The following is a 22909-nucleotide window of genomic DNA, read 5'->3' on the forward strand; positions in this document are numbered from 1 at the left end:
GGTTTTTAAGATTAAAAAGTGGTTAGAAATATTTAAAACGAAAAAGATACGCTCAGTAATTATCTGTGTTGTTGTATGGGTTGTATTCTTTTCATTTTTCGCTTGGTATCGTAAGCCAATAGGATTGTTACCTTTTGATATTTTCATCACTGTTTTTGTGTCAATCTGTATATTTGTTATGTTTGGTGGTCAATTTTTAATCATGGATATAATCAGCTTGTGGCGTGAGAATAAGAAAAACAAACGTTAGGGGTGTTCTGAATTTAAATCAATGATTTCAAAGTATAAAGGAAAGCGAATTCGCCTATATATGAAAGACAATGTGAAATTAGCAGGTGCACTTATCTTTGCACCTGTTTTTTTATTGCTTATGATCCTTTTCTGGAAAGATCATCTATGGAGTCTATATGAAAAAGGTATAGAACATATATTTCAAAACTTAACTTTTAATGTTCCGTTAATTGTTACAAGTTTAACTGTGTCAATTGTAGTTCCAGCAGCTATTTTATTTGGTTGGCGCTACATATTCCGTAAGTATTCAAAATTAAAGAAAATTTATCATCGTCAAAAAATTGCACGAATGATTTTGTCGAACAAATTTTATGATAGTAAAAGCGTGAAGAGCCGTATAACCGATAGAATGGTTCAAAAAATCACATATTTCCCTAGATTTTATTATAGGGTTAAGGATGGTCATATCATTATTAAGGTTGCTATGGATATGAGCAGGTTCCAGTCTCGATTTCTGGAATTAGGGAAGGAATTCGAAAATGGGTTCTTTTGTGATTTAGTGTCTACAGATATGGAAGATGGCTTTTTTACCTATAAGCTACTATATGATGCAGGGAAAAATCGTATATCTATTGATGACGCTGTTGTAAATAAAGGCTCTATGAAGCTAATGAAGCATATTGATTGGACATTTGATAAGTTACCCCACATGCTGATCTCTGGTGGTACAGGTGGAGGAAAAACATATTTTATACTGACTCTGGTAAAGTCCCTTGTTGCATCTGGGGCAGATGTGCGTATATTAGACCCTAAAAATGCAGATTTGGCAGACTTGGAAGGAGTATTGAAGGGGAAAGTATTTTCACGAAAAAATGGCATCATGATGACGCTGCGTAAATCGGTGGAAGATATGATGAGTAGGATGGATGAAATGAAGAATCATCCAAATTATAGGACAGGGGAGAACTATGCCTATTTGGGATATAAACCTGTTTTTATCATATTTGATGAGTACGTAGCGTTTATGGATATGCTAGATTTCAAGGAACGTGATAAAGCGATTCAAGATATTAAGCAAATAGTCATGCTTGGAAGACAGGCAGGCTTTTTTCTCGTTGCTGGTGCTCAAAGACCAGACGCAAAATATTTTGCAGATGGAATACGAGATCAGTTTAATTTTAGGGTCTCATTGGGTCAAATGAGTGAAACAGGATACGGAATGCTTTTTGGAGATACCGATAAAGCATTTGTAAATAAAGATATTAAAGGTAGAGGGTACGCCTATGCAGGTACAGGAAACATAATGGAATTTTATAGCCCTTTGATACCGAATGGATATGATTTCATAGAGGAAATCCGACTTGCTAAGGAAGGAACGCAGGGCGCGCAGGCGGCGACAGCCGCAAGCGGCAGCGAAAGCGCCCAAGTGACGACTGAGGAGGAGTGAGCGAAGCGAATGACCGAGGGGCAAGTAAAACCCCCCCACGCTAACAGGGGGGGAGTAATCGACTAAAATGAAAACAAACAACGTTGAAAATCCTTTAGTGTCAATGGTTGACTACGTAAGGGTTAGTTTTAAAACACATGATGTTGATGACATAATCGAGAATATCCTGCACATTAACAGGGATTTTATGACGGAGAAACAAACCGGCTTCTATGGTTACGTTGGTACTTGGGAAATGGATATGATTAAAGTCTTTTACAGCGCCGAAGGTGATGATAGAGGGACTTTAATAGAACTGTCTGGTAAAGGATGTAGACAGTTCGAGTCCTTCTTGGAATGTCGAAAAAAGACATGGTTTGACTTCTTTCAAGAATGCCTTGAACGAAATGGTAATTTCACGAGACTAGATATTGCATTAGATGATAGAAAAACATATTTTTCTATTCCTCGTCTTTTAGGAAGGGCTCGAAGAGGTTATTGTGTTTCGAGATTCAGAAATTCAGATTATAATGGCTCTTTTGCTTTGAGTGATGGTAGTGATCGTGGTACTACAATCTATTTTGGTTCTAAAAAGTCCGATGCTTATATGTGTTTTTATCAGAAAGGATTTGAGCAAGCGGCTAAATATAATATTCCAGATGATGAAGTTGAGAATTGGAACAGGTATGAAATTCGATTAAAGAACGAAAGGGCAAAAAGTGCTGTTAATGCTTTGATTAAAGATAGAAACATGACTTATATAGCGTTAGCTGTAATTTCAAATTATGTCCGTTTTGTTAATCCAGATGAAATGGTTGATCGAGAAAGTTGGAAAACAAGTAAATTTTGGGAGAAATTTATAGGTGATGTTGAGAAGTTGCAACTTTATACGAAACCTCAAACTGACTTTTATGAGAAGTCTAGAAATTGGCTAAAGAATAGCTGTGCGCCAACTATGCGAATGGTGTTAGAGGTTGATAAAGCTACGGGGTCAAACGATCTTTCAGATATGGTTATTAATGCTGAAATGGATAAAAAGCATGAAACTATGCTTGATGTTTATTTGGCTAATATTGCTGACATGGTGGTTTAAAACATATTGCTAATGCTATTAAACACAGGTGATGCGTATATGGCTTGTGTCAACGGTAAGCGCACCGCAGGGAGCATTAAGGAGTTGAAACAATCAGCGCCCCCAATACCCTTTTAATGTCTCAAAAGGTCACCACACCTTTTGAGCTGCCTACCGGCGAGGGAGTCCCCCATGATTGGGGGAATAGGGGGGTGAGTTTTTAATGTTGAGGGGGTGCTGTTTTTGGAAGTGCTGCTGTTCATGCTTGGCGGAATTACAGCAATTTTACTTTTGTTGTTCCAATCGAAGAGAGGTATTTGAATAAAGATTTAAAAGGATAGTCAAATGACTGTCCTTTTTTCTTTGGATAAGAAAGGGGAGGTTTTCTTGAAGGAAGGATTTCATGAATTAAAAATACTACCTCAATACTTTTGGGCTTGTAAAACAGGTCACAAATGCTTTGAAATACGAAAAAATGATAGAGATTTTAAAGTAGGGGATTTGATCCAGTTACGTGAGTATAAAGATGGGAGTTATACAGGGAGGTGCGTATTAGGAAGAATTAGCTTCATTACGGATTATCAGCAGCAAGATGACTATGTTGTTTTGAATTTTAAAAGGCTTCGACTGGATGAAGCTGTGTAAATATGGGGGGATGACTTTGGCGAATAAATTAAACACAAAAATCCTTGTTGTTGAGTCCAATGAGCCTAACTATAAAAACATTGCCGAAGCAGTTTTAGTATTAACGAAGGACATTGATCTTTCTGTTGATAAGGATGAAGCCGTATGAAGTATGAAGGTTATCAAAAATTCGCTTTTATTTGCTTTTCAGTATTAGTTCCGATACTTTCTTTGTTGTTGAATTTTTATCTTTTAATGGCTGTTTTAGCGTCTTTTCTTTATGTTCAACAAAGTGATTTGATGAATGCATTAGGAATAACTATTTTTGTGTTTGGTCCTTTATGTGTGATCTTTACGCATATATATCATTATGTGAAAAAAGATAGTTTGCTTAAAAGATTAATTAGGAAAATGTGCGATTTAGACATGTCTTTCTTCTATATCGTTGGCATGTTTCTATTAGTTTTTTTACTCCTGCATAATGGAATTGCTTTTGTTGTTGATTGGTGGAATAGGTGAGTCATCATGAGCCAATGGAAAGGGTTAGATCATAGACTATTTAATTTGGGTTTTATGATAGGTGTTCCTTCTAAGGTTTATGTAAGGCAGATAAGTAGAGAATGGTTTTTAGTGGTTGAGGGAGAGCGAATAAAAGGCTATTCAGAATATCGTTATTCATTTTATAAAACGAAATTTATGGATGACGGACGAATGACCAGTACCAAGATATTTCTTGATAAAAGCAGTGTTCGGCAAGTATATAGCAAGGTAGTAAATTACATCAATTATTTGGAAAAAACACAAAATTTTGATGTAAAAAAAGAACAAAAAATGGTATAATTGTATTAAGAATAAAAGCAAAAGAGAAAGGTTGGGGAGACTATGAAAGCGAAAAAAGTTGTAATTAGTCTAGGGTTGGCGGGCGCATTGATCGGTGTTTCTATTTGGGGGTTATCTGCTAATGCTAAAAATGAAGCGAAGCAGGAAACACAAGATAAACAGGAAACCAAAACGGCTGCTGTTGTAAAAGAAACAAAGGAAGCGAAAAAAGTAAAGAAGAAGGAAGTAAAAGAAGTTAAGAAATCTAAACCTAAGAAAGTAAAGAAAGTAGAAAAGAAACAAAAGCAGGTTATTAGTGAGCAGCCTAAACAAAAAGAAAGAATCGTTGCTTCCAATGAACCGAAAAAGAACAACAATAATAGTGTTAGTGAAGCTCCTGTGAAAAAACAACAAACGCAAGTATATAGAAATACTGCTGGTTCTTCCAGTCCTTCAAAAAATGTTCAGCCAAAAAAATCAACTGCTGTACCTAAAAAAACGCCTGCAAATAATTCTACAAGTAACGGAAAGAAAACAGGACAAGGAAAGATTGAAAATCATGCTGGAAGTGGAGAAAGTACTTATTCATATGACAAACACACTTACAGTGAAAAAGATTTGGATGTTCCTTGGGATGAATTGAATAAATAAAAGTTAAGGGTATTCTTCGGAATATCCTTTTCTTTTTGAAAAGAAGGAGTTGTTAGTGTTATTGAAAAAGGCTCTGTTGATATTTTTATCACTTACTCTTTTCTTTCTACTCTTTACTATTCAAAGGGATGACAGACCAATAGAAAGCGACCAAACGCTAGGATTCTCTATAAATGAAGATGGTTTTCTAGTCGTGGGTGGTCAATCGCTTTATATGAAAGTTAGTGGCGATTATGAAAAAGCAAAATTCGATAAATTATTAAATGATGGTGATATTGGTCAAACTCTTCTAACAAAAAATGAGATTGAGAAAAAGAAGAAAGGATTGCTTTCATTGGCCTTTTATTTTATTTCATTAAAAAAGGCAGATGCAGCACCACCGAAAATAACTTATTTAGGAAAGATAAATTATGGTGGTTCGGTTGTTGGGAAATTTAAGGTTGATGGTAAGATTGCTTTTTGTTTTCAGCACTCTAAACCTACCCCTGGTACTGGGGCAAAATATGATGAATCTGTTCCATATAATAATGAAAAGGTGCAAAGGGCGCTTTATTATGGTTGGGGTGGTCAAGAAAACATCTTTAAAAGCAGTGAGGAAGATTTGGGTATAGTTGTTACCTCGTTAGTCTTAGATCGAATTTATTCAAATGGCGGCAGTGGTAAGAATTTAAAGAAGTATGATGAGCTGTGGGATAAAGTGATTAATGGCGAAGTGCCTGATAATAGAACGACTTTCTCCAAAAGAAAACTTGCTGTTTCTGTAAAAGGAAACAAGCAAGTTACAGAATCCACAACGTTTAAATCGCATAAATCAAATAGTGTAAACATAAAAGTTCCTAACAATGTGACAATTATTAATGAAAGTACAGGGAAAAAGATTACTGGTGGAAAAATGATTGTTCATGGAAATGAACGGATACGATTAGAAGCTGGTATGGGGGTCGGATTGAATTATTCTACTGGTGACCTTTATGGAAGTAAGAGAGAAAGGTATCAGCCTTTGATTACAAAGCCTGTGGGTGGAAATACACAAGTTTTGGGAATGATGGACGTATATAGAGACCCAGATGATAAGACGTCTTTTACCGCAAAATTTGAAGTGCGCCAGAAGAAAATCAATGTGCAGCACATTGATAAGTATTCGGGTAAGCTTCTTGAGGAAGAAAGCTACACAAGAAACATAGGTTCCTCGTATTCATTTGCGCCTAAAGCGTCTATCACTAAAGGAAAAGAAAAATTTATCCCTTTTGATCTGAAAAAGAAAACAGGCACATTAGGCAACAAAGATGTGACCATTAAGTTTTATTACAATTTGGAGCGATCTGTGACGGTTAATTATTATGACAACCGTACAGGCGATAAGATCAAGGAAACAAAGAATTACAAAAAGGTGCGTGGAGAAAAGTATGCAGAAAAGCACCCTTCTATCAAAAGTGGAGAATACACCTATCGTTATGTAAGGACTGACGGAGACAAAGAAAGCGGAACAGTGGGGGCAAAAAACATCAGGATTAATTATTATTATGATAAGCCACTTGCAAAATTAGGCTTTGAAAAACTGCAAATATATACAGCGCAATGGGAAAAGGGTCTTCCTGTCAAAGTGTATTTATCAAAGGAATTGAATTACAAGTCTAGCTTGAAAGATATGGCTGACAAAAAAATCACAGTAGGGCTATATCGTGGCTCAACAAAGGTCACATCAAAAACGTATACAGCAAAAGAGTTACCTAAGAAGATTGATATGAAAATCCCTGCGAAGTATTTGAAGGTTAATGACAAGGCTCTTTACACTGTGAAATTCACAGGCTTCGACAAAAGTGATTTCAAAATTGATGCTGCTGCATCCGAATTAAGTACGGATGGATATGCAGCAAGCGAAAAAACTATCAAAGCAACTTCTGAAAAGCAAAAGGAATTTTCATACAAAGGCGTTGTGATGACTGAAAAAACACCCACAACAGAAAAAGTCTTTTATGAAAGACTGGCCTTTCCATTGATGGAAATTCCAAAAAAGAAAACAGGCTATGGATTCATGAGGGAAATTGATCTTCACTATGAAAATGAAATTGGCGGCAGCATTAAGCCATCATTTGACTTTGAAGTTCCCACACGTTTAGTCGATAGTTATTTGACGTACAAAAAAAACGGTGATCGCTCATTGATCATCATGGAACAAACGAAAGCGACTAACAAAAAACAGGGCGAAACGTCAGTCTATGACCTTGTGTATGAGCTTCCGCATATAAACGTTGAGCGACACACAGGCAACCTATTCAGCGATCAACAGGTGAATGATAAAGACAAAAGAATTTCGTATGATCTTGTAGATGGTGGACGTAAATTCTATTCTCCTATTTGGACAGAATTGGGGAATTATGAAACGAAAATCAAGTCAAAGCCAATGGGTGTCAATTTAATAAAAGCAGAAGTCACCGAACAATTAGAACTTTACGCTTCTATGTATGCTCATATGGATTCAAAGACGATAGATCAAGATGAAGTGCTGCTGAAACCTGTGTATGCGGACAATCCATTTCCGAATGGTCTACCAGACGGTTGGACGAAAAAAGATTTAGATTGGGTTATGTCTCGTTAAACTCTGACCACTAATAAACACAGGTGATGCGAATGCGGCTTGTGTCAACGGTAAGCGCACCGCAGGGAGCATTAAGGAGTTGAAACAATCAGCGCCCCCAAACCCTTTTAATGTCTCAAAAGGTCACCACACCTTTTGAGCTGCCTACCGGCGAGGGAGTCCCCCATGAGTGGGGGAATAGGGGGATGAGTTCTTAATGTTGAGGGGGTGGTGTTTTTGGAAATGCTGCTGTGCATCTTTGGCGGAATAACACCAATTTTACTTTTAATGTTTGAAATAAAGAGAGATATGTAAAAAAAGATTATTAAAGGATAGTCAAAAGACTGTCCTTTTTTTGTCTCAAAAGGAGGTGAATGTAATGCCATGTGTGAGGATCAAAAAACTGTAAAAACTAAAGCTTTTTATCTTACTAACAGAGATCAATATATTCTTGATTTAGAGGATAATGGTCTATTAGATGATGAAGAATCAATATACTCGGAAGCCCTTGAAGAATCTCTTAATTCATTTGGAGAAATAGATAGGACAGAAGTTTATGTGTGTAGAGAAGAGATAATAGACGATGAATTTCTAGAAGGAAAATTAATACGATTAGAGTTTAGGGTGATCCCACCAGAAAATCATTCGGAATTAATAGAATTGTGCTATATGGGGTACAGCATATTTTTAAAATGAAATCTTTTCTAAAATATAGGAGGAAAAAAACAATGATTTTAAATTTTGCTAACGGTTTGCAATTTGCTAGTGAGCTAAGAGAGATTGAAAAAAAGGCTAGAATTGCATGGGAAAGTATCTGGTTAGAAGCGACAGATCAAATTGGGTCTGCTAGGACTATTGAAGAATTTCTTGGAACGATTACCGTTCGCAAGAAAATTGAAATGGATGGAAAGGAATCTATTTTGAAAGTGGATTTTGAAGCCCAGTTTCCAGAAGAGAGAGACGGAGAAACATATGTTGATGTTTTTTATCAGGGGTTTGAACTGCAAAATTAACGAAAGGAGGTTGTAAATAATGTCATTTGTTTTTGAAAACATATCTACTTTCCAAAAAGAGCTGCAAAGGGTTGGTTCTCAATCTCCTAGCGGCTCTTTTCTGAGAGCTTTAAGGAAGAATGTTGCAAGTGGGGCAGAGTCGTTTGAGGTTGAGGGCAATTTGGAGGAAGGAGAAGACTCTTATATTTTGCGAGTCTTCTTTACAATTGATGGCTCGAATGAAAATGCTGAAACGCCTATAGCTGCTTTACCTGTGTGTCGCTTTGATTGTTTGTGGCTGGAAAAAAACGAATGAAAATTAAAGGTGAATAAGGAGGTATTGGAAATTGAGTTACGACTTAAAGAATCAAAATGACTTGATAAATGAGTTAGAAAGAGTCGGATGTTTAGGGGTCTTTCACAACATAATGATGGAACTTGATTATTTTCCAGTAGATGAAAAAGCCATCGTTGTGGAATTTGTCAAAATCGAAGGAGTTCGCCATAGGCTGGCGGTGACTTTTGTGAGAAATGAAGGAAAAGGAGATCATCTTTGGCGATCATGGTTATTTGATCATTTGACCTTAGAAAAAAGAGAATGAGACAGATACTGGCTCTATAATTAACTATTTTTGAAAGGAGGGAGGGGATTTGAAAGAATTACCCTTAAAAATGATCTTACTGGCGTTTGCGATATTGGTTGTCAGTATACTTGTCTATTACTATACGACTGATTACAAGCAACATAGCATTATCAACACTATGAATGAATCGGCTCGTATAGCCAGTATGAGAAACGTGGACAACAGCATCCGCACAGAAGAAGGAAAGGTTGAATTATCCGAAAGGGCTTTTGAATTGAATTTCGAAAGCTCTTTTAAGGAAAAATCCAACGTAAATCTTGGGAAAGCATCTTTCAAATATCATTATTTAAAAGACACAGATGGGAAAATGAAAGCTGTCAAAATTGCTTTGACTGACGAAAAAAAGAAAACCTATCGGACGACATTAGTCGTCGATAAGCCGAAAGGGGAACGTAAATGAATAATGCTGCGAATATTGCGGTTGATGAACGAAAGCAATTGATAGAGAAGGTTCGGGCGCATTTGAAACGACACTATCCTTCTGACTTGTTGAATGCTTACGTTGATTCACAAGAGAGACAGAAGATGAAAGAAACACTCAAAAAAGATTTTCCCCATTTGAGTGATGATGAATTGGAATATTCCATGAGGGAGATTGTAGGGTTCGGAGTAATTGAAGAAATCATGGAGCAATATAAAGACGTTACTGATATTTCCTTCAATGGTACACACCTTGATGTTGTAACAAACACAGGGAAAATACGATATGGGAAAATTGACGAAGAGTATATTGTGAAGATCATTAAAAAATTTGGAAATGCATGCAAAAAAGAGTTTACACCCAATTCTCCAATTATAGATGCAACCTATGGAAATTTGCGCTTAAATGCTGTTCACAAAAATATAGCTCAATATGGAACTACAATGGCATTGCGAATTGTACGACCGAGATTGGCGCTTACTAAAGACAATTTTGCTGCTTTTGCGCCAGAATATGTCTATGCAATTTTTGAAGCAATTATAGCGTCAAAATCAAATGTCATTATCAGTGGAGAAACTGGCACTGGCAAAACAGAATTACAAAAACTATTGATTTCCATGATTGACTACAAAGATCATATTATCATGATCGAGGATACACCAGAGAGCCATGTAAAAACTTTATTTCCCGATAAGGATATCAAATCATGGGTAACAAATGCTTCTACAAGCATTGGAGATTTGGTGAAAGCTGGACTAAGAAATAATCCAGTTTGGATGATTCCTGCGGAAGTTAGAGGTAAAGAAGCCAGTGAAATGATACAGGCTGCCTTGACTGGTCATAGATTAATTGCTGGACTTCATTCAGAAAGTGCACGAGCTATCGTATCGAGACTTATTAATATGATGAAGATGGGGGATGCAATTGATGAGGAATCAATGAAAGAAGACCTTCACCGATATTTAGATTTCGGAGTGCATCTTGAAAAGATTACTGGGAAAGATGGAAAAGTAATTAGGTATCTCAAAGAGATCGTGGAGTTTTTGCCAGGTGGTGAAGTCTTGACGGTTTTTAGGTGTGATCTAACAAATGATGGTTTCAGATATCATGATGGTGGAAAGATAAGCAGCAACTTTGTCAAAAGAATGATGGAAAAATTAGTTCCGATTGAGTTGCAAGAAAAACTTGCTGAAAGGTTGACTATGCATGAAGTTAATACGTAAGAGGAAACTCTATAGGTTAAATGAAATTCATGCGATGGCTCAAGCATTTGGGCAACCATTAAAAAAGAAGGCATATGTTAAATTCGCTGTAGTCCCTTTTCTTTGCTTTGGTGGGTTTTCATATCTCCTTTTTCATTACTGGTGGATAGCTTTGGTTGGTGGATTTATAGGGAGCTTATACGGGTGGTTCTTTCTAATGCAAAGACAGGTCAAGAACGACTATGAAAGAGCAGCCCTTGAAGAAAGACACAGGTTCTTGAACAATATGACGCAGATGCTGACCAATGAGAATATGACTTTATTGGAAACCTTCTCTACCTGTACTGGTTATGCAGAAGGGGAATTGAAAGAAAAACTCATTGATTTAAGAGCTGTCTTGGTTGATGGAACTGAAAAAGAAGTAATTGAAGCGTTTCGTGTGTTGAGAGATTTTTATAAAAGTGATGTGCAATTTGATCAGTTCATGGAACAACTGGCGATTATGTTAATCGAAGGGCACACATCTATTGATTCATTACGAGACACTAAAAATTTTCACAATCAAATTCTAGTGAAGCAGGAAAAATTTATTCAAATGAAAAAAGCTCGTAGACGTGACTTTAATACGATGATTTTTTATTCAGTAGCATTTATTGGGGCTTTGATGTTTTCGTTCACCATTCCAAAATTCATCAACATCTATGCACATACTATGGTGGGAATGATTACGAGTTCCTTGTACCTGCTTATTATATTTGGGCTGTACCACTCTTTTAATAAAAAGTTCTTCGATGACACCGTAACGGAGGTGAAGATTTAAGTCGTGAAAAATAAAAAGAAAACAGATTTAGACGGTCAATCTATGACGGTCTTTTCTTTTTTGGAGAAGATCGCCGAAAGTGACTTGGAAAAAATGATCGATTACTTAAATGAAACTAATGTGAACAGTTTTCAAAAGCAACGTTTGTTTAAGGCTGGTTTGTTTTTACTGATGGGTATTCCCATATTCTTTCTGAAACCCATGATTTCATTAGTGTTTTTAGGACTTGCGGTTGCTTTTTATTTCTATGAGTATTTGCGAGTTAAGTCAAAATTCAATGCTGCTCGCTTTCAAAAGGAGCTAGTATTCTTGGAGTTTTCCAAAGAAATTTATATTTATTTATTGGAAAACAAGACAACAATCTATTCTGCATTTCAAAAAATGAAAGAAAGGGAGAAAGATGGTGTTCTAAAAGATGCTTTGCAGGATTTGCTAATAGACTTACATGAACGTCCCGATGATGTTAAGCCGTTTATAGATTTTGCCAATAGAACGAGTGGCAGCGATAGGTCAAAGCTCTTTATGATAACGCTCTTTGAGCATTATCAAAATTCAAAGGATGATTCGATTATCTATCAGCTTGGGAAGATGACTAGCGAACAATTATTCTTAGTGGTGGATGACATTATTGAATACAAACATGGAAAGTTTTTGAATTTTCCAATGAAAATAACAATGCCTGTAGTTGCTGTCGTGCTTGTCTTTTTCATTTCTCTTCTAGTGGATAGTCTAAAAGCTATTCAATTTGGGGGCGGTTAAATGTTAGACGGCATTCAAATAACGTTTTTAAAAATCTATATTGTTCTTCTGTCAATCTCCTTAATTGTTGATGTGACAGGATATTGTATTCGATTGAATCAGACTAATGATTTTAAGCAACAAGTTAACTATCAAATAGAGAGGAATGGGGGGTTAAATTCAAATGCTCTATCAGAAATTGAGAAGAAGAACAAAGAAGCGTATGGGGGCAGTTTTCAAGTTCACAGCGACTCTTTAAACAAGACTTTGCCATATGGTAGCGAGGTCACTTATAAAATTACCACAACGTATAACTTTCAGCTTGGTGGTCATAAAGAAGTGATCGAGGTAAAAGGAGGGGCGCTTTCTTTAATTAGGTAAGGGGGGAGGTAAATGAGCGGTCATATCATTAGGATTGGAATGCTATCCTGTTGGGCTGTGGTCTTTGGAATGTGTGTTTATATTTTTAAAAGTCATTACCCTGATTTTATGACAGGGATTCAAGTGTTTGTTGAAAGCATCACAGAAGGTATGTATTAAAAAAGATAACTAAAGGAGAATGAAAAAATGACAGGTCAAAATATCACGGAAATTGGTTGGGGAATGGTTGCAGCAGGAGTAATTGTAGTTATGGGAGTAGCAGTAAATGGATTCTTTCCAGATTTGATTCCAGAAATTTTAAACGGAATGAAATCACAACTTCTCGGAATTTTTAAGAAGTAATTTTCTAGGGCGAGTCTTTCGGGGCTTGCTCTTTTTTATTAAAAAGTGAGGTTGCTTTATCTATGCTAAAGACGTTTTTCTTTTGCTTTATTGCTTCTGCTTCTTGCATTCTAGTTAACGCATTATTGCTTTATTTTCTAGGTGTGACTTCTACATCTAAAATGCTGACACAATTTTTGCAGATACTTTCTATTTCTATTGTCATTACTATCATTCTTATGCGACATGGTGATGACGAAGAATCTTGAAGGAAGGTTTGTTGCTGCATCCGTTTGCTCAAGTGGTCATTTATTAACGAAAAGGAGGGGGAAAATGAAAAAGGAAAAGACACATGGCAGTAAGGTGGCCATTGAAAAAAATCCATTGTTTTTAGCTTTTAAGAAGAAGCTGAAAAGTGTTAAAAAACCGGAGAAAAAGCCAAAATCTATTCCAAAAGATCGTTCAAAAATGATTGCGGTCGGAGTATGGTCAATAATTGGGGCGCTTGTCTTTTTCGCTTTCATGGCAGTCTTGTTGTCTATTAGCAATAGGTCAGCTTTGAACGATCTTGCGAGACAACAAGAACAAAACAGTAAGCAGAAAGAGGAAGTTTCTATTGTGGCAGGGGAACGTTTTTTGTCGGGCTTCGTAACTGAATATATCAACGTAAAAAATGAAAGGGCTGCTGCTGAACAGCGTCAAAATACCTTGATGAAATATCTTGTTATTGATGATGAGACAGACCAAGAAACATGGTTTGATACATCTGGTGCGCAGGGAGATCGAGTGTTAAATGATTATGTCCTCTACAATGTCAAAAAAGGGGATGGGGATTCACTTTTTCAATATAAGGTGAATTATGCGAATGTAGTAAAGATCAAAAAGAAAGAACACAAGGTTGATAAATCAGCATTATTAAATATCCCTGTGAAACATAAAGGTGACGAGTTTGCTGTGAGTGGTACGCCTTATCTTTCAGAAATATACGATCTTAAAGCTGATATTCCTAGTTCTTCAGAGGAACGTGAGGAATATGACGGGGATCAGTCAGCAAGTATAAAAGAATTTCTAAATAAATTCTTCCGAAAATATGCGGAAGAATCAAAAGATGACATGTCATATATCATGAAGAAACCAGAGACATTAAACGGTCATTTGGTATTTGGTGATGTTGAAAACTTCAGCATTTTCAAAAATGATGATGGCTTTGAAATATCTTCTGTTGTCATTTTCAAAGAAAAAGAAACGAGCATACCTGTAAAAGAACGATTTACTTTGTTCGTAACCAAAAACAGTGGTCAGTATTATGTAAATCAATTAAAACATCAATAAGGAGTGGAAAAAATGGAGTTTTTAGATTATCTGATCTTAGGAGCCAAAGCAGACTTACCAACAATAGGCGGTGTACAAAGTTGGGGGAAGCAAATTGTTGCGCAGATTATAGCAATTATAGCTATGTACTTAATTACAAAGCATCTTGCGAAAGTAAGTATCGGTAAAATGGTGGGTGCAATAGTGTTTACAAGTGCTGGTGTATGGTGCATTCAAAACTGGTCTACTGTCACAGGTTGGGTTGGTGCATTACTTAAAACGATGTAAGAGGTGATAGTGTGTCGAGGTTTGTATTTAACTATCGCAAAGCGATGAGGGAACCAAAGAAAATTCAAAGAATAACTGAAAATTATAGTTTACCGTTTGCGATAGAGTTGATCCCCATGATCAACTACTTTATTTTTGTCGCAATTAGTTTCGGTTTTTTCTTAGGTGTTAGGAAGATATTTCCTAGTGCCTTTGAAAATACTTTTGTGATCGTGATCTTTGGTATTCCTCTTGGTCTGACAATTCTAGTCTCAAAGATCAAACCGGAAGGGAAAAATATCTATCTATATTTTTTAGGTTTGATAAAGTACATTGTACTAATCAAATTGCCAAAGAAAAAATATTGTAACGACAAAGTAATAGACTTTGCGAATGATCAAGAAATAAAATTCAAATCTTTAGTAAAGGTGGTGCGAAAAAATGGTGGTGAATCTGAGAACGCCAATGAAGAGCATATTAAACAACATGATCTTGACCAGATCCGGTGATGTTTGGGCGTACTATCGGATCAAAAGTAGCTCGATTCCAAGCAGAAACCAAAGTGAAATAGATAATTATAAAGACAGTTGGACATCATTTTACGAGGAAATAACAGAGTATGAAGATTTCCATTTGATGATGTATCCGAGTCGCTTTGATCTCGAAGGGCGTTTGAATGTATTGAAAAAGGATATACATGAGGATGCTTTAGAAGTGGCTTCATACTATATGGGGGAAACTGTGAGTGTGATGAAGCAGCGCTTGGGAAGATTGACAAGACCCGACTTCATCATTGGAATTAAGCTAAATAAGACATTACTTAGTTTGGATGCTGATATTAAAGATAACGTTGTATCTATGTTTAACACTGTCACAGACACCGTTGTAAATATGCTTGGGTGGGAGCAAGATGTTTCAGCCGAATTTTTTAAGCAGTATAAAGAAATTGAAGATGACTTGGCAAGTACAGTCACTTCGGTTTTTGGTCAGCGATTGAAAGAGAGTGAGCTGAAATATATCAATCGTTATCATTTTGTGAGGGGGCTGTATCATGATGTTGCGGAAGAAAGTGAAAGTGGAGACATTCAATCCATCACGAATACAGTCATTGATCCAACGACTCCAGGGGCGTTAAAGCTCGTTAGTGATCAAGATGAGGGTTATGTTTCAATGATTGTTGTTGACGAATTTTTAGACAACATGGCAAACAGTAACCTTTTTTATGAAGTACAGTCTTTACCGTTCCCTGTAGAGGTCGAGATAAAAGCAAAAGTTGAAAGTAAGTCGATGACAAAGACGGCTTTGAATATAAAACATCAGCAGCTTCGAGAAGAACAAAATGAAAAGTATAGTGTTGGAGACGAAAGCGACCAGTCAACCATGACAAGTGCGTTTCTCGTCAAAGACCTTCAAAATAAAATCAAAAAAGAGGAAGTGTCTTTGATCAACTGGCTTGCGGTTGTGATTGTTGACGGACGCACGAAAAAAGAATGCGCTGAAAAGGCTCGATTAGTCGTGAGACACCTAAAAGGGGCAGGAATTAAATGCAGGATTCCTATTGCTGATCAACTTTCACTTTTTTATAAAATGCTACCTGCTGAAAAGTTGGATTTGATGGATAAAAATTGGATTCAGAAGACAACCCAAAATGGATTAGCAGAATGTTTGCTAGGCGTTGATTCTTTTGTTGGTTCAAAGATTGGCTTCTTTTTAGGATGGGGTGATCGGTTTGACAAACACACTGACTTAGAAAGCGCTATTCGATCAAGTCGTGATTTTGTTCTTTTTCATCCATTCTTAGCAAACCAACAAATCAAAGGTTCTAAAACCAGATCGCCGCATTGTTTAATTACAGGCGATACAGGTAATGGTAAGTCTTTCCTCGCAAAGTTGTTGTACACATATATATCCTTTATGGATATTAAATCGCTGTACATCGACCCGAAAAAGGAAATGAGGAAATGGATTAGAAAAGTTATCAGCAACCCACAAACTCGTAAAGATTTCCCTTTGTATATTAAGCATTTAGAGAAATATCACTTTATAACGCTTGATCACGAGAAAAAAGAAAACTGGGGTGCATTGGACCCTGTGTCTTTTATGCCAGCAAGTAAAGCCAAGGATTTAATAGAGGTCATCTTTGAACAAATTTATAACTTCAAAGACAAGGATACTGTAAGTACTGCTTTTTTAAGGGCGATCTCAAATGTTCTTGAAAGAAAAGAACGTGGTGATCAAGTTGGATCACTCCACATTATTTATGAAATGCAGCAGCATAAAAATGAGATTGTGAGGGATGCAGGAGACAATCTTTTTGAGTCTGTTAAAGACTCAATCATGAAGTTACTTATTCATGACGGTTCGAATCCTTCCTTGTCATTAACAGAGAGAATGACGATTTTAGAAGTTGAGAACATGGACTTACCAGACTTTGGGGAACGTATAGAAAATTTCACGAAGTCACAATTAAAGTCAAGTGCGGTCATGTTTGCGCTTGGTAAGTTTTGTGAGCTTTTTGGAATGAATGCAGAAGAAAAAACAACGGAATTTATTGATGAAGCATGGATATTTACTGCTTCACCACAGGGGAAAAAAGTAGAGCGTCAAATGAGACGTATTGGGCGTTCTTACAACAATGCTGAGTTCTTCATCTCACAATCAACAAAGGATGCTTTACATGAGGATGACACAGGGAATTTCGGTGTCGCTTTTGCTTTCGATGAGCCAAACGAACGTGAAGAAGTCTTGAAATGGATGAATCTTGAACCGAGTGAGGAAAACAAAAAAATGCTTGAATCTATGTTTCAAGGTCAATGCTTATTTAAGGACATTTATGGGCGTACTGCTAAAATCTCCATTGAATGCTTGTTTGATGAGTGGATGGGTGCTTTTGAGACCATTAATAAAAGTGATGTTGCGTATGCAGAAGAACAATACTTGTAGGAAGTCATGTGAAGCAGCATGGCTTTTTTTGTTTGCAGATCGGGGGCGATTCAAATAAAACGGAAAATATTATTGATTTTCTCAATCGTGGTTATTCTATTAACTTCTGCTTTTTCATTTGCTTTAGCTGACGATAAAGAAGGTGATAAAACTGTAAAACCAAAAGTTGAAAAAGTTGGAGGAGTCGAGCTTGAAATAAGTCGGTTTCCATTGCAGCATTATCAAGCTCAAAATGAAGCGGAAACAGGAATCATAAAAGGCAATATTCTTGCATTATCAAACGTGATGTTAAGTTTCACACAAGCTATAGTGATGATTGTTGACCAGGCTCTGGATTTATTTATGAGCGCCGAGCTAATTGATAATTTTAGTGATGCTATTACGAGTGTATCGAAAGAAACGTACAACGTCCTGAAAAAAAGTTTCGGGGAAATAATCTTTGTGTTCATGATAGGCTTTGTAGTCTATCTGTTTTTGGTTCGGGGAAGTTTTAAGGAAGGTATGAGACGTTTCGTTTTATTCTTTGTGGTGATGATTGTGGCAGGCCTATGGGTCAGTAAAGCGGGGTATTGGGTAGAGTCTCTTAATGCTTTATCCATTGAAGGTCAAGGTAAATTAATTACAGTGGGCAATAAAATAGTCAAAACATTTTCTAATAAAAGTGACTCTTCCTTGAGTGTGGAGGACGTAAAAAAAGGAAAAGAACTTGAAGGAACAACGGCTGTATTAAGAAATTTTTATTTTGATGCAGCGATGAAAAATCCATACTTGGTGACCAATTATGGTACACCAAATGAAAAGACAATTTTGAAAAAAGGTGATGGAGAAGGTGGTTTAAATCGTATAGACACTTTGCTATCTTTTAGGTTGACCAGTGATGGTCAAAGTGCGAAGAAAGAATTTATTAATAAAAAAGAAATAAAGGAATATAAAAATCAGAGTATTGCAGAAGGTAATATTTTCGCGCAGTTAGGTTATTCGTTTATAGGTATGTTGGCTGCCATTTCTCTAGGGATACCATTCTTTTTAATTGCCTTTCTGAATTTCTTAATTCAAATTATTGTACTTGCGATTGCTTTCTTTCTTCCTTTTGCCTTTATCCTGTCTTACGTTCCACAATTTGCATATAGTGGTTTTGTCTCGTTGGGGCGGATGTTCGCATTGTTTGTCATGAAAGCTTTACTTACTCTTGTGCTTATATTTGTTTATGTAATATGTGTCATTACAACTAAAACTATCCCTCCAACAAATTTAGGGATGTATTTTCTAAATGTGGTTGTAATGTCGGCTATTCTCATCATTTCATTTTTAAAACGTGACAAGATCATCAATTTTGTTACGGCTGGTAAAGTTCAATCGGTGGATGCTAATCTACTTGAAAATACTAGAAAACAGGTTGTACAGCCCTCATTTGATGGGATGAAGAAGGTTGGTAATGGTTTTAGTGAATGGAAAAAGAAGCGTGATGCTAAAAAAGCTGCTGAAGAAAAGAAAAAAGCGGAAGAAGAACAACAGTTAGTAAATAAACGAAGTGCGCCAAATCAATCAACTGACGGAAATTCTAAATCTAAATTTGATCGAACTTCACAGAATAATTCTCTTAAGAGTGATGCTTCTCCGAGAAAAGAAGTTGAAAGAGGACGGCAGCTTGATGGTTCAAATGTAGATACAAAAGCTGATGATTATAATCCACCAATGTATACAGTAGACGGAGAAGATGTGGAAAGAACGGATCAAAAGGAAACAGGTACAAGCGCTTCTAAGTTGCCGAAAGTTGATGTGAATAGAAGTGAACAAACAAAAGCTGATTTGGAATCCGAAGGAAGAAAAAGTAGTCCAACATCATCAAATTATTTACCGAAAGTTGATATAGACAGGAATGACCAGTTGACTAAAGAAAATCTAGAAGCAGAAAGCAAAGGGAAAAACACAAAACCAGTATCATCTATTCCTAGAATGGATGTTGAAAGAAGTGATCAAATTAAAGAACATATTGCCAAAGAAAAGACCAATAACTCGAAGGCTTCAACGTCAGTTCCTAAAATTGATGTTGAAAGAAGCGATCAAGGTTTTAATGAAAAAGCGTTAGCAGAAGGAAATGTGATTAATCAAAAGCCTTTGAACACTGTTGCTAATGTTGGTGTAGAAAGAAATGATCAAGTGTCTAGTGAACAAATTCAACCAGACAGAAATAGAAGTACACCAAAAACTTCAACTACTGTTCCAAAAATTGATACTGAAACAGTTAAGACGTCAAATGCAACGTCAAATACACAACCAAAAACTAAAAAGCAGCAACCAAAACATGTAAAAATTGAGTTAGATCACATAGAGAGCCGTCAAAGCAAAAATGATCGAGGAGGGAATGGATCATGAAAAAGCTATTGACGGCTTTTTTTACTGTTCTTCCAATCGCATTTTTGGGGGGGATGTTGATTGTGGTTGTGTTGATATTTGGGGGCAGTAACCAAAAAGAAGAAATTGGCGGTGGTGATGATGAGTACGTTACAAATGGCATTGCGCCAGAGATCGAAAGGCTTCGTCACATTTTTGAAAAATATGCTCGCAAAGAAGGGGTTTACGATCAATTGAATATCATCATGGCTCTCACGATGCAGGAGAGTGGAGGACGCTATCTTGACATCATGCAGTCAAGTGAATCAATAGGTTTGCCGCCTAATACGATAACCAATCCAGAATATTCGATACAAGTTGGTATAAAACACTTTGCGGCTGTTTTTGAAAAGGCAGGGGGAGACGTTCGATTAACATTGCAGTCTTATAACTACGGAGGAGGATTTATTGACTTCGTGAAAAAACGTGGAGGGAAGTATACAAAAGCTCTTGCGCTAGAATTTAGCAAATTTCAAGCCTTGAAATTAGGTTGGCGAAGCTATGGTGATCCCAATTATGTTGATCACGTCTTTCGTTATCTAAAAGGCGGTGTCAGCGTTAAACCAGTGAATGGAGCTATTGAAGGGTATGAAGTCATTATGAATGAAGCTCTTAAATACGAAGGGAATCCATATCAATGGGCTGGTTCAACTCCTAAAACGGGTTTTGATTGCTCGGGTCTTGTGCAGTGGGCTTATAGAAAAGCGGGTATTTCTTTACCCAGAACAGCTCAAGAACAATACGGAGTCACAAAAAAGATTGCTGAAAGTGAAGCGGTTGCGGGGGATTTAGTGTTTTTCACTGGGACGTATCAAGGTAAATTCATCACACATGTGGGAATTTATGTAGGAGATGGAAGAATGTATAATAGTAACGATAGTGGCGTCCAATACTCTGATCTTAAAAAGGGATATTGGCGAGACCACTTGGTTTCATTTGGTCGTATAAAAAAATAGGGGGTATTTCATGAAGAAAGTATTTTGGGTATTGGGTGGTGTGGTCTTGATTTTAGGGATTTCGAGTTATTACATGACATACAACAAGTTAAGTGCTGAAAAAAATCAAGCTATTAAAGACCGCCAAAGAGTAGAGAATCAAATGAGCCAGTTGAAAGAATCAGAAGCTGCTAAAGTGAATCAGAAATTTTTTGAAGCGTTCTTTCAATATGAAGATGCTGACGATCGTGAGAAGGCTGTTCGAAAGTTGGCGACCGATAAAGCAATGAGTTATGCGTTCCCCTCGAAGGCTCCAAAGAAACATAGTGTAACCATGCAGGGGGATTTACTTTCTTTAGAAAGCTATTCAAAAAAAGTTGATGAAAAGCATGAATTATACCTTAATGAAGCAAAAATCGCGCTTACGGTGAATGCTGTTACCACTCAGCAGACCTTAATTGTTCAAACAGAATTGAAAAAAGAAAAAGGTGGATGGATTGTTGATAACGTTCAAGTGAAAGGGAGTAATTAAATTAAATAAAAGGTGAGGATTCATTAAAAAAAGTCCTCACCTTTTATAATTAGGTTTTCCATATGATTTCAATTTTGCCGGGTTCTTTTTTGTTAATATGGCGTTCCCATGTTAATTGTGTGATTATTTTTCTAAAAGCAATATTAAGATCACTATCATTGAGGTCTTGCCAATTTTTAAGGAAATAATCTAAAAGGGCAGCATATGAAGTTTTTTCATTAATTGCATCTTTTTCTTTTTTTACGGAAATTGACTTTAATTCTTTTTCGAATGATTCAAGTTCTAACAGTCTTTGTTTTCTTCTTTCTTTAAAAGAGATCAGATCAATTAATTCTTCTTCAAGCTGTAGTTGTAGAATGTCTAAAGCTTTCCTACATTTTTTTATTTGAGATTCTAGGTTTTTTTGTTTTATTTCTTTAGTTTTTAGAAGTGGGCTAGTATTGCTTTTTAAATTGTTTAACTCCTTGATTATCTCATTCTTCTTTTGTTCAATGCTTTCAATTAGAATACCCATTACTGTATCATATTTAATACCTTTGTTTACACATTTAACTCCAAAAGGGTCTTTTGTTCTGCATGGTTGAAAGACTCTATAATTCCTTTCAGCGTCTTTTAGTGCGATAGTGTGAGTTCGTCCGCAAAATGCACATCTAAGTAACCCACTCAATCCATGCATTCGTTTTTTTAGAACCGGTGATAGTGCCTGCCTTTCGTCCAATGCTTCATTAGCTAGTGACCAAGTTTTCTCATCGACTATTGAAGGGTGAGCATTATTTATAATTATCCATTCTTCCTTTGGTCTTAATTTACCTTGATAAATATTTCTTCCTTTCGTTTTATTAGACTCTATTGTTCCTTTATAAATGGATGACCTTATCATTCTAGTTATTGCAGCACCATAGAAGGTATTGTTTTTGTTTGTTCTATAACCAAGTTTATTTAATGTGATTGCAATTTCGTCAACACCAACCCCGTCTATTACAAGTTGAAATGCTAGTTTAACAGCTTTCGCCTTTTCTTCATCAATCTCAAGTGTTCTATCAAGACGATTGTAATTATAACCATAGTTGGGTGTTCCATTTGACCATTTTCCTTGTTTGGCACTATCTATTTTCCCTTTTCTTAGTTGTGCTTTTATATTTTCATATTCCCAATTATTAACAAAACCGGTAAACTTCAAGGCTTGCCAATCTTCTTGGACTTCAAGATTATAAATCCGTTCACTGTCTGTGATGAAAAGAATATCTTCTTGTCTTAATAAACTCATAAATCTGGGTGTTTCAGCATCATCCCTAGTCACCCTAGCTAGATTTATTGATAAAACAGCGTCAAAGAGGTTTTCTTGAAGTTTTGAAAGCATTTCTTGATACATTGGACGATTCTTGTCCATTGAATTGCCTACCTCTGCAAAAACTTCATATCGCCAGTTGTTTTTCTGAGCAATATCTAATAATCTCTTTTTGTGGTTTGCTAGAGTTTCTTCAGACTCTTCACCATCTTTGTTTCTTGATTTCCTTAAATAAATTGCTACTCTTTGAATTTTGTCTAGGCTCATTTTTTAACCTCACATTAAACTGATATAATGATATTATAATATCATAAGGTAG

The 22909-nt window shown here is 36.3% G+C and carries 25 protein-coding genes and 1 pseudogene; 25 read left to right on the forward strand and 1 reads right to left on the reverse strand.

Going from position 1 to position 22909, the window contains the following annotated elements; translation table 11 throughout:
- Positions 1 to 271 precede the first annotated feature (271 nt).
- The 25 genes and pseudogenes from M2353_RS00715 to M2353_RS00835 all read left to right on the forward strand — a co-directional run bounded on the left by M2353_RS00715 (position 272) and on the right by M2353_RS00835 (position 21302).
- Complete coding sequence (locus M2353_RS00715; RefSeq protein ID WP_284724728.1) at positions 272 to 1678, forward strand: FtsK/SpoIIIE domain-containing protein; 1407 nt, start codon at positions 272 to 274, stop codon at positions 1676 to 1678.
- Positions 1679 to 1687: 9 nt separating this feature from the next.
- Positions 1688 to 2750, forward strand: a pseudogene (locus M2353_RS00720) (replication initiation factor domain-containing protein).
- Between the two features lie 366 nt (positions 2751 to 3116).
- Positions 3117 to 3374 (forward strand): DUF3850 domain-containing protein, encoded by a 258-nt coding sequence (locus M2353_RS00725; protein ID WP_256688938.1) that lies wholly within the window; start codon positions 3117 to 3119, stop codon positions 3372 to 3374.
- A 16-nt stretch (positions 3375 to 3390) separates the two neighbouring features.
- Positions 3391 to 3522, forward strand: coding sequence for a hypothetical protein (locus M2353_RS00730; protein WP_256688939.1), 132 nt, complete (start codon positions 3391 to 3393; stop codon positions 3520 to 3522).
- On the forward strand, positions 3519 to 3872 hold the full coding sequence (locus M2353_RS00735; protein WP_144487126.1) for a hypothetical protein: 354 nt from the start codon (positions 3519 to 3521) through the stop codon (positions 3870 to 3872). Before M2353_RS00730 ends, M2353_RS00735 begins: the two co-directional genes overlap by 4 nt.
- Positions 3873 to 3878: 6 nt before the next feature.
- The gene (locus tag M2353_RS00740) at positions 3879 to 4193 is read left to right on the forward strand and encodes a hypothetical protein (RefSeq protein WP_041115308.1); all 315 of its coding nucleotides are present in this window, start codon (positions 3879 to 3881) and stop codon (positions 4191 to 4193) included.
- Between the two features lie 42 nt (positions 4194 to 4235).
- Positions 4236 to 4823, forward strand: coding sequence for a hypothetical protein (locus tag M2353_RS00745; RefSeq protein ID WP_284724730.1), 588 nt, complete (start codon positions 4236 to 4238; stop codon positions 4821 to 4823).
- Between the two features lie 55 nt (positions 4824 to 4878).
- Positions 4879 to 7422 (forward strand): thioester domain-containing protein, encoded by a 2544-nt coding sequence (locus tag M2353_RS00750; protein ID WP_284724731.1) that lies wholly within the window; start codon positions 4879 to 4881, stop codon positions 7420 to 7422.
- A 363-nt stretch (positions 7423 to 7785) separates the two neighbouring features.
- Positions 7786 to 8097 carry a hypothetical protein gene (locus tag M2353_RS00755; RefSeq protein ID WP_165378759.1) on the forward strand — a complete coding sequence of 104 codons (312 nt, stop codon included), beginning with the start codon at positions 7786 to 7788 and terminating at the stop codon, positions 8095 to 8097.
- A 32-nt stretch (positions 8098 to 8129) separates the two neighbouring features.
- Entirely contained in the window at positions 8130 to 8414 is a 285-nt protein-coding gene (locus M2353_RS00760) for a hypothetical protein (RefSeq protein WP_284724732.1), read from the forward strand.
- Between the two features lie 19 nt (positions 8415 to 8433).
- On the forward strand, positions 8434 to 8709 hold the full coding sequence (locus M2353_RS00765) for a hypothetical protein (RefSeq protein ID WP_284724733.1): 276 nt from the start codon (positions 8434 to 8436) through the stop codon (positions 8707 to 8709).
- A gap of 31 nt (positions 8710 to 8740) precedes the next feature.
- Positions 8741 to 8995, forward strand: a complete 255-nt coding sequence (locus M2353_RS00770; RefSeq protein WP_284724734.1) for a hypothetical protein — start codon at positions 8741 to 8743, stop codon at positions 8993 to 8995.
- Positions 8996 to 9044: 49 nt separating this feature from the next.
- Positions 9045 to 9437 carry a hypothetical protein gene (locus tag M2353_RS00775; RefSeq protein ID WP_284724735.1) on the forward strand — a complete coding sequence of 131 codons (393 nt, stop codon included), beginning with the start codon at positions 9045 to 9047 and terminating at the stop codon, positions 9435 to 9437.
- On the forward strand, positions 9434 to 10681 hold the full coding sequence (locus M2353_RS00780; protein ID WP_284724736.1) for an ATPase, T2SS/T4P/T4SS family: 1248 nt from the start codon (positions 9434 to 9436) through the stop codon (positions 10679 to 10681). The genes M2353_RS00775 and M2353_RS00780 overlap by 4 nt, the downstream gene beginning before the upstream one ends.
- Positions 10665 to 11480, forward strand: a complete 816-nt coding sequence (locus tag M2353_RS00785; RefSeq protein ID WP_270126275.1) for a hypothetical protein — start codon at positions 10665 to 10667, stop codon at positions 11478 to 11480. The genes M2353_RS00780 and M2353_RS00785 overlap by 17 nt, the downstream gene beginning before the upstream one ends.
- A gap of 3 nt (positions 11481 to 11483) precedes the next feature.
- Positions 11484 to 12239, forward strand: a complete 756-nt coding sequence (locus M2353_RS00790) for a hypothetical protein (protein WP_284724737.1) — start codon at positions 11484 to 11486, stop codon at positions 12237 to 12239.
- Positions 12240 to 12599: a hypothetical protein gene (locus tag M2353_RS00795; RefSeq protein WP_284724738.1), complete on the forward strand. Its 360-nt coding sequence runs from the start codon at positions 12240 to 12242 to the stop codon at positions 12597 to 12599. It begins immediately after the preceding gene.
- 186 nt (positions 12600 to 12785) lie between these two features.
- The gene (locus M2353_RS00800; RefSeq protein ID WP_161792792.1) at positions 12786 to 12941 is read left to right on the forward strand and encodes a hypothetical protein; all 156 of its coding nucleotides are present in this window, start codon (positions 12786 to 12788) and stop codon (positions 12939 to 12941) included.
- 312 nt (positions 12942 to 13253) lie between these two features.
- Positions 13254 to 14252, forward strand: coding sequence for a conjugal transfer protein (locus M2353_RS00805; protein ID WP_284724739.1), 999 nt, complete (start codon positions 13254 to 13256; stop codon positions 14250 to 14252).
- 12 nt (positions 14253 to 14264) lie between these two features.
- A complete protein-coding gene (locus M2353_RS00810; protein ID WP_144482204.1) occupies positions 14265 to 14519 on the forward strand; it encodes a hypothetical protein in 255 nt (84 codons plus the stop codon).
- An 11-nt stretch (positions 14520 to 14530) separates the two neighbouring features.
- Complete coding sequence (locus M2353_RS00815) at positions 14531 to 15007, forward strand: conjugal transfer protein (protein ID WP_284724740.1); 477 nt, start codon at positions 14531 to 14533, stop codon at positions 15005 to 15007.
- Positions 14940 to 17441, forward strand: a complete 2502-nt coding sequence (locus tag M2353_RS00820; protein ID WP_284724741.1) for an ATP-binding protein — start codon at positions 14940 to 14942, stop codon at positions 17439 to 17441. Before M2353_RS00815 ends, M2353_RS00820 begins: the two co-directional genes overlap by 68 nt.
- Positions 17442 to 17459: 18 nt before the next feature.
- On the forward strand, positions 17460 to 19817 hold the full coding sequence (locus M2353_RS00825; protein WP_284724742.1) for a CD3337/EF1877 family mobilome membrane protein: 2358 nt from the start codon (positions 17460 to 17462) through the stop codon (positions 19815 to 19817).
- Positions 19814 to 20791 (forward strand): bifunctional lytic transglycosylase/C40 family peptidase, encoded by a 978-nt coding sequence (locus tag M2353_RS00830; protein ID WP_425332861.1) that lies wholly within the window; start codon positions 19814 to 19816, stop codon positions 20789 to 20791. Before M2353_RS00825 ends, M2353_RS00830 begins: the two co-directional genes overlap by 4 nt.
- A gap of 10 nt (positions 20792 to 20801) precedes the next feature.
- Complete coding sequence (locus M2353_RS00835; RefSeq protein WP_284724743.1) at positions 20802 to 21302, forward strand: hypothetical protein; 501 nt, start codon at positions 20802 to 20804, stop codon at positions 21300 to 21302.
- A gap of 49 nt (positions 21303 to 21351) precedes the next feature.
- Here M2353_RS00835 and M2353_RS00840 read toward each other — a convergent pair whose 3' ends face one another.
- On the reverse strand, positions 21352 to 22857 hold the full coding sequence (locus tag M2353_RS00840) for a recombinase family protein (RefSeq protein ID WP_284724744.1): 1506 nt from the start codon (positions 22855 to 22857) through the stop codon (positions 21352 to 21354).
- Positions 22858 to 22909: the final 52 nt, after the last annotated feature.

Origin of the sequence: Bacillus aerius (assembly GCF_029894105.1) — a bacterium.
Taxonomy (GTDB): Bacteria; Bacillota; Bacilli; order Bacillales; family Bacillaceae; genus Bacillus; species Bacillus altitudinis.